The organism is Leptospira soteropolitanensis, assembly GCF_026151655.1.
Taxonomy (GTDB): Bacteria; Spirochaetota; Leptospiria; order Leptospirales; family Leptospiraceae; genus Leptospira_A; species Leptospira_A soteropolitanensis.
In genome coordinates this window covers 237,234-249,674 of sequence record NZ_JAMQPN010000002.1, presented here as the reverse complement: position 1 = coordinate 249,674, position 12,441 = coordinate 237,234, and the positions used below count along the sequence as shown (strand labels likewise).

The following is a 12,441-nucleotide window of genomic DNA, read 5'->3' as shown; positions in this document are numbered from 1 at the left end:
GTAAACTTCTAATCTCCGGTTTTCAAAATGGAAAGGAATGCTTCCTGTGGAATTTCTACGTTTCCAATTTGTTTCATTCGTTTTTTACCTTCTTTTTGTTTCTCGAGAAGTTTTTTCTTACGAGATATATCCCCACCGTAACACTTTGCCGTTACGTTTTTGCGAAGGGCAGATATACTTTCCCGAGCGACCACTTTCGAACCAATGGCCGCTTGGAGTGGGATCATAAATTGATGGCGTGGGATGAGGTCTTTTAATTTTTCAATGATGACTCGTCCACGTTCTTCTGCTTTGGATTTGTGTACAATAGAGGATAGGGCGTCTACCGGCTCTCCATTCACAAGGATATCCATCCGTACCAGTTTGGAATCTCTATACCCTACTTCTTCGTAATCCAAGGAAGCATAACCTTTGGTATAAGATTTGAGTTTATCGTAGAATTCAAAAATAAGTTCCGCCAAAGGCAGTTCATAAGTGAGTTGGAGTTTGTCTTTAGAAAGATAAACCGTATCCATATGGATCCCGCGTTTTTCAATCACAAGGGACATGATATTCCCCACATACGCTTCGGGTGCAATGATCGTGGCTTTGACAAATGGTTCTTCAGATTTCCCAATTAAAATGGGATCAGGCCATTTACTTGGGTTGTCTACTTCGATCACATCCTCCTTGGTCGTAGTGATTCGAAATTTGACAGAAGGTGCTGTTGTGATCAGGGCTAAGTTAAATTCTCTTTCTAAACGCTCCTGTACTATTTCCATATGAAGAAGGCCAAGATACCCCACCCGAAATCCAAATCCAAGTGCAGCGGAATTTTCTCTTTCGAAGGTAAGTGCCGAATCGTTTAACTTTAGTTTTTCGATCGCATCCACAAGGGCATCGAAGTCTTCCCCGTTAATGGGAAATAGACCAGCAAATACCATAGGTTTTGCGTCTTTAAATCCTTTTACATCTTCTGCTGTTTGTCTATTGGCATGAGTGATGGTGTCCCCAGTTTTCGCATCTCCCATCTTTTTCATCCCAGCCACCACATAACCTACATCTCCTGCTTGGAGTTCTTCACAAGCTACCATAGAGAGACGATTGATCCCAACTTCAGTCACAGTAAACTGGCGGCCTATGTTCATCATATGGATCACTTCCCCTTTGCGAAGTTTTCCATCAAATAACCGAACTTTGGCGACCACGCCCATATAGGTATCAAAAAAGGAATCATAAATGAGTGCTTTGAGGGGTGCATTGACATCCCCTTTGGGTGGAGGCAGTAAATAACAAATGGCCTCTAAAACATCTTGTACATTAAGACCGGTTTTTGCCGAAATGGGAATGGCTTCATCCGGATTGAGGCCGAGTGACTCTTCAATCATCAATTTACATTTGTCAATATCAGCAGAAGGTAGATCAATTTTGTTAATAACGGGAATTATGCGAAGATCAAGATCCATTGCCAAATATAAATTGGCCAAAGTTTGTGCCTCTACCCCTTGACTTGCATCCACAATGAGTAAAACCCCTTCGCAGGCAGCAAGGGAACGTGACACTTCGTAGGTAAAGTCTACGTGGCCGGGAGTGTCGATTAAATTGAGATGATAAATATTTCCATCTTTGGCATGGTAATCGAAGGACGCATTGTTAGCTTTGATAGTGATCCCACGTTCCCTTTCGATGTCCATAGAATCGAGGATTTGGTCTTTTTTAGTCCTTTGGTCGGTGACAAGACCAATCTCAAGCAAACGATCCGCTAGAGTGGACTTCCCGTGGTCGACATGGGCAATGATGGAAAAATTGCGGGTGAATTGTTGGCGTTCGTTCACGGTTCCCTCTTCTTTTTAAGTCATTTTTCTGGAACGAGGCTCTTTGTCGAAAAAGTTTATTGTCAGAGGCTTAAATTTCCTAAGACTGGGAGTAAATTATCCCTTAGGAGAAACAATTCCCGATGTCCCAAAAAGATAGCATTCGTTCCGTCAAAGCCCGTGAAATCATGGATTCCAGAGGAAATCCAACCGTTGAAGTGGATGTCACACTAGAAGACGGTTCCTTCGGTCGTGCGGCGGTTCCCTCTGGTGCGTCAACTGGTGAACATGAAGCCGTAGAGCTTCGTGACGGTGATAAAAAAAGATACTCCGGAAAAGGAGTACTCAAAGCCGTTGAAAATGTAAATTCTAAAATCTCTAAATCCATCTTAGGCCTTTCGGCAACCAACCAACTTCTCATTGATGGAACAATGATCTCGCTCGACGGAACTGCCAATAAATCTAAGTTAGGTGCCAATGCGCTTTTGGGTGTTTCTATGGCTGTGGCAAAAGCGGCGGCGGCCCATGCTGGCCTTCCATTATACCGTTATATTGGTGGAACTTTTGCTCGTGAACTTCCAGTACCAATGATGAATATCATCAACGGTGGTGCTCATGCGGACAACAATATCGACTTCCAAGAATTTATGATCCTTCCTGTTTCGGCTCCCAACTTCAGCGAAGCTCTTCGTATGGGTGCTGAAGTATTCCACAGCCTAAAATCAGTTTTAAAAGGTAAAGGTCTAAATACCGCTGTGGGTGATGAAGGTGGATTTGCTCCCAACCTAACAAGTAATAGCGAAGCCATCGAAGTGATCCTTACTGCAATTGAAAAGGCTGGATACAAACCAGACCTAGACATTAAAATTGGTTTGGACTGCGCTGCTTCTGAGTTCTACGACGAGAAGAAAAAGAAATACGTTCTCAAAGCAGAGAAAAAACCGGAAAAGACTGCCGAAGAACTCGTAGAATACTACTCAAATTTAGTGTCCAAGTATCCGATCATTACCATGGAAGACGGTCTGGATGAAAACGATTGGACAGGCTGGAAAAAACTTTCCGAAAAACTGGGGAAAAAGATCCAACTTGTGGGGGATGATTTGTTCGTAACCAATATCAAAAAACTCGCACAAGGGATCGATAAAGGGATTGGTAATTCCATTCTCATCAAAGTGAACCAAATTGGAACTCTGACAGAAACCCTGAGTGCCATTGAGATGGCGAAAAAAGCCCAATACACTGCGGTCGTGTCTCATAGATCTGGAGAAACGGAAGATGCGACTATTTCGCATATTGCCGTCGCAACAAACTCAGGTCAGATCAAAACTGGGTCACTTAGCAGAACGGACAGGATCGCAAAATACAACGAGCTCCTTCGCATCGAAGAAGAACTCGGAAAAAATGCAAGCTTCAGCGGAGTAAACACTTTTTACAACTTAAAGTAATATGACACCAACGAAAGCCTCCCTACTCGTAACGTATATTTGCGCTGGTATCTATCTTGGACTTTTGTCCGAGTCTGGGATTGCCGAACGTATGCGCCTCGAGAAGGAATTACAAAATCTCAATGCGGAAGTAGAGAGGCTTGTGGTCGAAAACCAAGGGTTGGAAGAAAAGGAACGCCGCCTAAAAAATGATGTTTATGCCTTAGAACAGGAAGCAAGGAAGTACTATTTACTTTCTGAAACTGCTCATGTATTGAAATTCGAAGAAATGCCTTCGCCTTTGACGCAAAAAACAAAAGCCCTTCCGGCTTCCCTGCATACGGCAGGGCTTGGCGGGGAATGGAAAGAGCCTCCGCTCTTTTTGTTACGTTTCTTTTTTATTTCTTTCAGTGTTTTCCTGATTCTAGGCGTTTACTTCAAGCTGAAACGCTTGCAACCTATGTCTAATCACAAAAGACTGAATTAATATGCCAGAAGAAGAAACACCAGAAAAAGAAATCACCGAAACCATCCAAGATCTCATTAGCGACAAAAACATGGGTAAGAAATTCCTGGAAAAACGGAAAATCTTTCTCTGGGGTCCAGTCACTGATGAATCTTCCAAGGAACTCACTGCCAAACTGATGTATTTGGAAATGGTAGATCCTGGAAAACCAATTACGTTTTATATCAATAGCCCCGGTGGTGTTGTCACCTCTGGACTTGTCGTTTATGACACCATGCAAATGATTTCCTCACCAGTACATACAGTCTGTATGGGAATGGCTGCCTCAATGGGTTCTATCCTTCTCATTGGTGGAAAAAAAGGAAATCGTTACATTTGGCCGAATGGTCGAGTGATGATCCACCAACCATCCATTGGTGGACAAATCCAAGCACCTGCTACGGATTTACTCATCCATGCACAGGACATTGTCAAAACCAAAGAAAAACTCAACCAAATGTTAGCGGATGCATGTGGCAAAACTTACGAACAGTTGGTAGAAGACACAGACCGCGATTATTATATGGATGCCGACCAAGCTTTGGCTTACGGGATTGTAGATAAGATCGTAAACACAATTGACGTCGTCTAACAGAGAATTCAAACCTAGAAGATTTTTAGAAGGTAGGCATTTACAAACTGTCTACAACGTACTCTTTCCTCCAGACAATTCTTTGGAGGATGAGTATTATTCAGAGAGTATCCTCATTCCCACAAACGATGGGTCTGGGGATTTGCTTTGGTTAGAACACAACCCCCCTCTTTCTTTAGTTCGAAAAAATGCCTCCCAATGGAACGGATACTATTTACTTCTCATTCATGGGATGGAAGGAAGTTCTGAATCCCATTATATGGTCAGTGCTGGAAAAGAAGCGCTTAATCGTGGTTATGGGGTGGTTCGTATGAATTTACGGAACTGTGGTCGCGGGTTCGGTATTGCCAAAAAACCTTATAATGCCGGCCAATCGGAAGATTTAGAAGCCGTATTAAAATACATATATAAACATTTTACTAAATCCATATTTGTTTCTGGATTTTCCTTATCTGCCAATATGGTGATCAAATTTTTTGGAGAAAAAAGGGAACATTATTCGAAGGCATTTTCGGCCACATCCCCTCCATTAGATTTAAAACGGAGTTGTGACTTTATTGATTCGAGGGCAGGTAATTTTTACCGCGATCATTTTTTGGATACCATGAAAGAAAAGGTAACCTCAGGGGTTTATGAAATCTCTGATAAAATGAAAGAAAGAGTATTGCGAAGTAAATCATTTTTTGATTTTGATGATTTTTTTACAGCACCAATTTCTGGTTATGCGAATGTATTGGAATATTACAATATTTGTTCCAGTGTCAAATATCTCGGTGGAATCAAAGTTCCTGGACTCATTGTCCATGCGGATGATGATCCAGTGGTTCCTTCTGAAGTTTGGCACGAAATTCGTTGGAAGTCCTATCCCCTATTACAAACCGTTCTTACGGAAAAAGGCGGACATGTTGGATTTATCAGTGATCCCTCTCCGGACAATCCTGAAGGAAGATGGCTTCCTCGGATTCTACTCGAATTTTTTGATTCGCAAATCAAACCATAATTATCGTCATTAAAATATAAGGAAGGGAAGTTATGCGAAACCTATTAAAAGAATGTTTGGCCGAAGAGTCCGGATTTGTCGAACTAAGATACCACCATAAAGAAAGTCGTTCCTTCTTTGCCGAAAGGGGACGAGTGGAATCTACGGCACTTCGCAAAAGAACGGGAATTGGGGTTCGGGTTTTGGAAGCCGGAACTTGGGGTTTTGCATCCACCAGCGAAATTTCAAAGTCTTCCATTCAAAATGCCATTCAAGTGGCTAAAAAAGCGGCTCGCCTATCCTCTGCTCTGCGAAAGGACAAAATCCCAAACTTACCAAAAGCAAACTTTGCCATTGGTGATTTTATTGGGAAAGGGATTGAAGACTTTCGTAATCGAACGGTAGAAGAAAAATTAAAACTTGTTTTAGACATCCAAAATGCTGCCGCCAAACAATCGGCAAAACTCCAATCGGTTGGTTGTGGGTATTCTGAAATTTATGAAGAAAAAGCCATCGTGACTACCGATGGAGCGGATAGTTTTTTTAGTATGGTACGACCAGAATTTCGAGTCTCTGCTGTAGCCAAAGAAGATGGAAAGATGGAATCCGGCTCTCATTCGATTGGTGTGACAGGAGGATGGGATTGTCTCTTTCGTTCCCAGTCACCCACTGAAATTTCTGACGAAGCATGTAAAACTGCTGTGGATTTACTTTCCAGTTCTCTCCCCGACGGTGGCCTTTCCACTGTCATTTTATCTCCTTCGATTGTGGGTCTCCTGGTTCACGAAGCCATCGGGCATACCGTAGAAGCAGACTTTGTTTTGTCTGGATCTGTAGCCCAAGGAAAAATTGGTCATAGAGTTGGTTCTGACCTCGTTACGTTATGCGACTCAGGGTATTCTGAATATTATGAGGGTGCCGGTGGTTCCATCCCTGTGGATGATGAAGGAGTCATTCCCACAAACACAGTCATTATTAAAAATGGAATTCTTTCTTCTTATCTTCACAATCGGGAAACCGCAGAACGATTTGGAGTGGCTCCAACGGGATCTGCAAGGGCTTGGGAGTATGGAGATGTACCCCTCATCCGTATGCGTAATACTTTCCTTACGCCTGGAGATTCCAGTTTGGAAGAAATGATCGCAAGTACAAAAGATGGATACTATTTGGACGGAGCCAAAAACGGCCAAGCCGATGCGACAGGTGAATTTATGTTTGCCGTACAAAAAGCCTATCGCATCCAAAATGGTAAGATCACTGATCTTTTGAAAGGTGTGACGGTTTCAGGTCTTGCTTTTGATGTTTTGCAAAATGTAGATATGGTATCCAAAGAATTCAAATGGGATTTGGGTTCGGGACATTGTGGAAAAGGACAACCTGCCAAAGTGGATGCTGGTGGGCCTTATGTTCGCACAAAAGTATTACTCGGTGGTAAATAATGGATCGTAATTCAATTGAAAAACGTTTGAACGACCAAAAAGATTTACTTTCTAATTTAGTCAAAAAAGCAAAAACAAATGGAATCGACCAAGTCGAAATTTATTCGAGTTATGGATATTCTGAAGATGTCAGTTTAGAAAAAAATGACTTAAACAACTGTACGGCGACCGAAGAAAATATGTTTGGAATTCGTGTGATCCACGAGGGAAACCAAGGTTTTATCATTTCCAATCATATCCCAAGCCTTTATCAGTCGATTGAAGAAGCTTATAGTTTAGCAAAAAGCCAATCCACGCCAGATTTTGATTTGGGACTTCCGGAACCAGAATCCATTTCGAATCATTTCAATCAATATGATGAATCCTTAGATACAATGGGAATTGAGGATTTAGTCAATACTGCAAAAGAAGCTCTTAGTTGGAGAAATGATTTGTATTCCAAGGTCAATATTGACTCGGGAGATTTTTCGATTAGCAAGGGTTACAAACTCATCGTTTCTTCCAAGGGAGTGATGGCCCATGAACTGGGTGCAGAACTTTCTGCTTCGGTGATGGGAATGGGTGTGGATGGGGATTTAGTCGGAAGTTTTGATTATGATTCTGCCAGTGGGTTTGACAAAAACCAATTCCAAACTCTGTGGAAAAAGGCCTTTATGAATTTTGGAGACAAATGTATGGGAGCGCTCTATTCCAAACCCATCTCTGGATTCCAAGGAAAGGTTTTACTTCCCCCCGATGCTGTGTATTCATTTTTTCTCGGACTTTTTGTTGGTTCTTTAAATGGAACCAGTCTCCGGAAAGGAAAATCAAAAATGGCAGATAAACTCGGCAAAAAAGTTGCCTCTTCTTTACTTTCCATTTGGGATGATCCAACGAACAATAGTTTGATGGGTTCAACTGGATTTGACCGCGAAGGCCTTCCAACTTCAAAAAAATCAGTCCTAACAGAGGGAGTTTTAAATACCTACTTCTACAATACATATGAAGCGAAAAAAGCAGGCCTTCCAAAATCCAATGGGTCTGCGAGCGGTGGAGCCCAAAGTCTCCCTGGTTGTGGCCCAAAACAACTCCAGATTGCACCAGGCATATCCTCTAAGGATGAGTTTTTCAAACTCCCGGGAAAAACGTTATTTGTGAACCGAATTTCGGGAACTAAAGATGGAGCCTCCGGTGATTTTTCGGGAGTGATCAAAGGGGGATACCTTTTGGAAAATGGAGAGAAAGTCCCCGTCCGAGAGGTACAAATTGTGGGGAATGCATTTGAAGCATTAAACCAAATCGAAGCAATCTCCAAGGAAGGAGAACTTCTGGGTGAATCGTCTTTTGTTCCCTATATGTTACTCGATGGATTTACCATTACGGGAGTGACAGAAGAGTAACCAAATGCCACAAGAGATTTTAGAAAGGCCGCCTGGCGCATCGTTTTTTGTCATTCTTTCCTACCAAGAGGAAGACATTCTTTTTGAACTGAAGGCGATGGCAGAGAAACGGTTTTCTAAAATCCTCTATGAATCTGTTTTACTTTCCAAATGGACTCCTGATGAAACAGAAAGGGAATTTGCCTATCCAGGAAGATTTACAAAAGTCCTTTCTTTTAAACAAAGAATTCATAGGGAAGAATTAGTAGAAAAAAAGAAAGAATGTTTAGAATTCCAAAATCTATTACAAAAAAAAGACCAGAGTGTGCTTCTTATTCCGGGATACGTTACTTCGCATAACATCATCATTGCGAAATCAAAGGATGATTTCCATCGGACATACTTATTCCAAGGTGTTTATGGAGAAACAGTCTATTTTTTTTCCAGAAGCCAATTGGTGGTAGCTGAATCGGCCCAAAACTACTTCCGAGAAAGAGAGGTAAGTTATTTTTTTAACACTCTAAGGGAATCCTATGAATTTAATAAATTCAAATCCTAATCCAACATCTATTTCTCAAATTTTCACCAATAGAAAAGCTAGAATTTTAAATCTGGTTTTCTGTTTTTTGATTTTAGGATGCGGCGGGTTAGAAACGAACTCATTTCAATTCTGTGATAATTTTAATGAACCTTTAGATTGTACAGAACCCAAAACAGAGAAAGATGTGATTTATCTGGATCAAAAATTATTCAAAAAAGTAAATCCCTCCTTTGAAGATTTTGGAAATTTTTTGTATTTTACGGCAAGAGAGACACCCGGGTTTCGATTGGTACTTTCCAAACCTTACAATGGACTTGGAAAAGAGACGTTTCGTTCTGGTTATGTAGCGTACTTAAAATATGGAAACTCTTCGGAACGGATGGAAGGGAATTTATTCCAAAACAGCATAGTTGTTTCCTTTCATTATTTAGGGGCCCTTTTGAAAGAAGAGTTCCGACATAAAGGAATAGAGAAGTCCCCTTTTCGATTAGAGGACTTAGGACCCATATCTTTGGAATATAAGGTGATGGTACCTGGAATGGAACCAATTACGAAACAAAGAGTAGTCGAACTTCGCTGGAAATAATACCTTTTTGGTTTTGGCTAAAAGGTTTATTTAAATTTTTTCTGGCGCTCCGTTTTTGTATCACGAAAAGCCATTGGATTCTCAAATTATTTTTGAATGTAAAGCGCCTTTGGGTCGAAGAAAAAGTCCATTGGTGTATAATCCAAATATAATAAGGATAAAACGGATAGAACCACTGCACCAACAATCGGAATGAGCAGGTTATCATCCACAAGTCCCTTGGCAGTTGTATTTGCAAAAAACTCAGTCACACAAGCAGCAATCACCGAAAAAAACACAAGATATATCGGCGTCCAGAGAAGTTCTCCCTGGTTGTCCAAGATGGCAAGGAAACTGCCTGGATGAGATTTTGTGATAAGTAAAAGTGCTAAAACTGAAAATAAAAAGGCTGGGACTAAAAACCCAATGATTCCCTCGAGAGATTTCCCATTATAGAATCTATGTTTTCCATACTTACTTCCGACGTAAGCCGCAAAGGGATCCCCAATCACTAAAAACAAAATGGAAAGAATGGCTACTTCTGCGGGGAAAAACAATACCACGAGGAAGTTGGCAAAAAAATAAGGAACCGTTCCATTGAATCTTTTTCTTTCCGATTCTTTCATTAAGAACCCAAAGTATTTATAAAAGAAGTTTTCAAATCCGGTATGGCTTAGACGTACCAATTCTAAAATAAACAGTCCAAGAAGGAAAAGAGCAAGTAATGTAACAAGTATGGCACGAGTCGCATACACGAGTCCGAAGGCATCTTGGAAGGCATCAAAAAATAGAGTCACAGGGATGATGAGTCCGAGCACATGCCAGATTTTACGAAAAAAATTAAATCCTGAATTCACGGTTTACCTACTGGGTCTCGAAGCCATTTTAAATGCGGCCTCTTCATTGTTTGCTATGGGAAATAAATTACGAACGCCTGCCATTAAAAATGCTTGTCTAACACTTAACGGCAGATTGATTAAGATGATTTTGTGTTTGTGAAGGAAAGCCTCTTCACTGAGGGTTTTGAAAGCGATGATTCCTTGAGTGGTGACCATATTCAATTCCTCGAGATCTAAGATAACGGATCCATGTTTTAAGGAATTGAGCACAGATTTGATGCACTTCTCCGAAGTAAAGTTGTTTAGGTTCCCCTGTAATTTGGTCACATACACAGTGTCTATTTTTTCCGTGGAAACTACTAAATCATCTAGGCTCATAAAAATTGCTATTTTTCTTATTTCATTCTTGCACTCTATTGCAAGTAAATAAAACTTTTGGAAGGAGTGGTGTTTGAAGGTAACTGTTGCCCATTTATACAAAAAACTGGAAGAGTTGGATCGGGATGTCGTGGAACTTAAAAAATTAACCGATCGACTTGCCTCGGACAGGGAATATTCCCCCATCCTTAAAGAAACTTTTTTATCGGAGATGAATAAGTTAGAGGATCAGAAATCGGAAATCCTTAAATTAAATGTTTCGAGTACCGAGTCCGTGACAAAAAAAACTGCAGTAACTTCTGAAAGTAAATCCCCAACTCCTCCCCCAGCTCCCGAACCTAAAAAGTCGGAAAAACCCATTCGCAAATATTGAATAACACTGAAAAATAGACAAGGAAATCCAATGAATCTAAAAAAATATCTCTCTCTGAGTGTTTCACTCGGATTGATACTCATACCAATTTTGAATTGCTCCAAGGATTCTGAAATCCTGGCGACGTTCGATGGTGGCACAGTCACTCGCAAAGAAATGAACTTTGTGATTGAGGCTTCTAAAAGAGGCAATACGGAACCGCAACCAATCAGTGCCGATATCCAAGCAAAAATTTTAGAGAGTATCGCTTTAGAGAAAATTTTACTCAAAGATGCAATTTCTTCCAAAAAAGTAGCGGAAGAAGATGTTCAAAAAATAGAATCGCTAGTGAACCAATTTTTGAAACTAAACGTTTATATGCGTGAATATGTAAAAATTGGTTTAAAAGAAAAACCTTTAGAGTTTGTAAATCTTCAATTAGCACTTGTTCGTGGTGAAGATGAAGCCACTAATCTAAAAAAAGCGGAAGAATTGGCGAACAAACTTAATTCTTTATCGGATAAAGAAATTGCGGAAGAAATATCCAAAGTGACTGATGATATCACGAGAAGACCCATTGCTGGAAAATTGGAACCATTTTGCACAAATTGTGCAGAGACTCCTTTGGAAGATATCTTAGCAGAAGTAAAAAAGGCTAAAAAAGGTACATTTATTTCTTATGCAAAAGCTGGAGAAGGAAGGATTGCTTATGTCGTTCGTTCCACTGGAACAGAAAAAGTCCACCCAGAAAGGCTAAGAAAATACTTCACTTCTATCTTTGATGAATTTAAAAAAGAAGCAACTGAGTACGGAAAAACTCACGAAGATCAAGAATCTAAGGCCTCTGTTGCTTATTTTACAGAAGGTGAGTCTGCAGACAAAGCCGGCCAATTTGCTTCTCATACAATGAAAGAATACGAACAAGGATTGTATCAAAAAGAACTAAAAAAGATTACTGAGGAAAGTGGAATCACTGTAGCAAACCTTCCTCGTTTTACAGGTCCGAATGACATCGATCCTAAAATCTTTACTCCAGACTATTCTCTATATTCGAATCGAGAGGGAAAAAATTACACTTGGAAAGATTTGACTCTGGAATTTGAAGCCATTCCCAATGTTTTGAAACAAGAATATAAGGATGAAAAATCAAAAACTTGGGATATGCTCAATTTATTCCAATCTACTATCCTCCAAGGAAAAATTGCAGAAACTTCTGACCGAGTTCAAGATGTTGGATCTGAAATTGGGTATTTGATGCAAATGGATAAAATGAAAGTTTCATTGGCGTTAAAATCACTTCAAGATGAAATCAAGGCAATTCCAGTAACTGTTACGGAAGCACAAATGAGAGATGCTTATGAAGCTGGAAAAATGTATGCTTATGCTGATCCAGATCCTAAAAACCCTCAAAACCGCATTCCTAAGCCTTACGCAGCAGTCCGCGAGAGAATCAAATCGGAAATGGAAGGTGCTCAAAGGAATTCCTTTATTGAGCAAAAAGTTTCTGGTTTAAAAACTACCTATAATTTAGTGATTGCTGCTGATCGACTAAAAGAAGTTACACTATAAGGAAAATCTCCGTTCAAGATTTAAAATATGGCAAAATTTTTTTATTGAATTTTGCCATATTTGACATATTTTGACTGTTAGGGGGGGATAAATGAACAATCACATTT

Annotated in this window: 13 protein-coding genes; 10 read left to right on the top strand and 3 right to left on the bottom strand. The window is 40.3% G+C overall.

Annotated features, from left to right (window positions below; all coding sequences use genetic code 11):
• Nucleotides 1–8: 8 nt before the first annotated feature.
• On the bottom strand, nucleotides 9–1,814 hold the full coding sequence (lepA, locus tag ND811_RS05860) for a translation elongation factor 4 (RefSeq protein ID WP_265351177.1): 1,806 nt from the start codon (nucleotides 1,812–1,814) through the stop codon (nucleotides 9–11).
• 122 nt (nucleotides 1,815–1,936) lie between these two features.
• Here lepA and eno point away from each other — a divergent pair, with 122 nt between their 5' ends.
• Genes eno through ND811_RS05820 form a run of 8 tightly spaced genes read left to right on the top strand, consistent with a single transcriptional unit; the run spans nucleotide 1,937 to nucleotide 9,217 of the window.
• Entirely contained in the window at nucleotides 1,937–3,238 is a 1,302-nt protein-coding gene (eno, locus tag ND811_RS05855) for a phosphopyruvate hydratase (RefSeq protein ID WP_265351176.1), read from the top strand.
• Between the two features lies 1 nt (nucleotide 3,239).
• On the top strand, nucleotides 3,240–3,704 hold the full coding sequence (locus tag ND811_RS05850) for an FtsB family cell division protein (protein ID WP_265351175.1): 465 nt from the start codon (nucleotides 3,240–3,242) through the stop codon (nucleotides 3,702–3,704).
• A 1-nt stretch (nucleotide 3,705) separates the two neighbouring features.
• Nucleotides 3,706–4,314, top strand: coding sequence for a ClpP family protease (locus ND811_RS05845; protein WP_004788639.1), 609 nt, complete (start codon nucleotides 3,706–3,708; stop codon nucleotides 4,312–4,314).
• Nucleotides 4,301–5,314: a YheT family hydrolase gene (locus ND811_RS05840; RefSeq protein ID WP_265351174.1), complete on the top strand. Its 1,014-nt coding sequence runs from the start codon at nucleotides 4,301–4,303 to the stop codon at nucleotides 5,312–5,314. The genes ND811_RS05845 and ND811_RS05840 overlap by 14 nt, the downstream gene beginning before the upstream one ends.
• A 32-nt stretch (nucleotides 5,315–5,346) precedes the next feature.
• Nucleotides 5,347–6,732: a TldD/PmbA family protein gene (locus ND811_RS05835; RefSeq protein WP_265351173.1), complete on the top strand. Its 1,386-nt coding sequence runs from the start codon at nucleotides 5,347–5,349 to the stop codon at nucleotides 6,730–6,732.
• Complete coding sequence (locus ND811_RS05830; protein WP_265351172.1) at nucleotides 6,732–8,111, top strand: TldD/PmbA family protein; 1,380 nt, start codon at nucleotides 6,732–6,734, stop codon at nucleotides 8,109–8,111. Before ND811_RS05835 ends, ND811_RS05830 begins: the two co-directional genes overlap by 1 nt.
• Before the next feature lie 4 nt (nucleotides 8,112–8,115).
• Entirely contained in the window at nucleotides 8,116–8,649 is a 534-nt protein-coding gene (locus tag ND811_RS05825; RefSeq protein ID WP_265351171.1) for a DUF4416 family protein, read from the top strand.
• Nucleotides 8,624–9,217 carry a hypothetical protein gene (locus ND811_RS05820; protein WP_265351170.1) on the top strand — a complete coding sequence of 198 codons (594 nt, stop codon included), beginning with the start codon at nucleotides 8,624–8,626 and terminating at the stop codon, nucleotides 9,215–9,217. The genes ND811_RS05825 and ND811_RS05820 overlap by 26 nt, the downstream gene beginning before the upstream one ends.
• Before the next feature lie 86 nt (nucleotides 9,218–9,303).
• On the opposite strand, the gene ND811_RS05815 is transcribed toward ND811_RS05820, so the two are convergent.
• Nucleotides 9,304–10,053, bottom strand: a complete 750-nt coding sequence (locus tag ND811_RS05815; protein WP_265351169.1) for a diacylglycerol/polyprenol kinase family protein — start codon at nucleotides 10,051–10,053, stop codon at nucleotides 9,304–9,306.
• 3 nt (nucleotides 10,054–10,056) lie between these two features.
• Nucleotides 10,057–10,413: an STAS domain-containing protein gene (locus ND811_RS05810; protein ID WP_100742913.1), complete on the bottom strand. Its 357-nt coding sequence runs from the start codon at nucleotides 10,411–10,413 to the stop codon at nucleotides 10,057–10,059.
• A gap of 73 nt (nucleotides 10,414–10,486) precedes the next feature.
• Here ND811_RS05810 and ND811_RS05805 point away from each other — a divergent pair, with 73 nt between their 5' ends.
• Both ND811_RS05805 and ND811_RS05800 read left to right on the top strand, forming a co-directional pair.
• Nucleotides 10,487–10,786, top strand: a complete 300-nt coding sequence (locus ND811_RS05805) for a hypothetical protein (protein WP_265351168.1) — start codon at nucleotides 10,487–10,489, stop codon at nucleotides 10,784–10,786.
• A 30-nt stretch (nucleotides 10,787–10,816) separates the two neighbouring features.
• The gene (locus tag ND811_RS05800) at nucleotides 10,817–12,334 is read left to right on the top strand and encodes an LIC12015 family putative lipoprotein (RefSeq protein WP_265351167.1); all 1,518 of its coding nucleotides are present in this window, start codon (nucleotides 10,817–10,819) and stop codon (nucleotides 12,332–12,334) included.
• Nucleotides 12,335–12,441: the final 107 nt, after the last annotated feature.

Excerpts from the sequence above, each read along its gene's own strand:
- ND811_RS05830 (WP_265351172.1), top strand. The coding sequence starts at position 6,732 with ATGGATCGTAATTCAATTGAAAAACGTTTGAACGACCAAAAAGATTTA.
- eno (WP_265351176.1), top strand. The coding sequence starts at position 1,937 with ATGTCCCAAAAAGATAGCATTCGTTCCGTCAAAGCCCGTGAAATCATG.
- ND811_RS05845 (WP_004788639.1), top strand. The coding sequence starts at position 3,706 with ATGCCAGAAGAAGAAACACCAGAAAAAGAAATCACCGAAACCATCCAA.
- ND811_RS05835 (WP_265351173.1), top strand. The coding sequence starts at position 5,347 with ATGCGAAACCTATTAAAAGAATGTTTGGCCGAAGAGTCCGGATTTGTC.
- ND811_RS05800 (WP_265351167.1), top strand. The coding sequence starts at position 10,817 with ATGAATCTAAAAAAATATCTCTCTCTGAGTGTTTCACTCGGATTGATA.
- ND811_RS05825 (WP_265351171.1), top strand. The coding sequence starts at position 8,116 with ATGCCACAAGAGATTTTAGAAAGGCCGCCTGGCGCATCGTTTTTTGTC.
- ND811_RS05820 (WP_265351170.1), top strand. The coding sequence starts at position 8,624 with ATGAATTTAATAAATTCAAATCCTAATCCAACATCTATTTCTCAAATT.
- ND811_RS05810 (WP_100742913.1), bottom strand. The coding sequence starts at position 10,413 with ATGAGCCTAGATGATTTAGTAGTTTCCACGGAAAAAATAGACACTGTG.
- ND811_RS05850 (WP_265351175.1), top strand. The coding sequence starts at position 3,240 with ATGACACCAACGAAAGCCTCCCTACTCGTAACGTATATTTGCGCTGGT.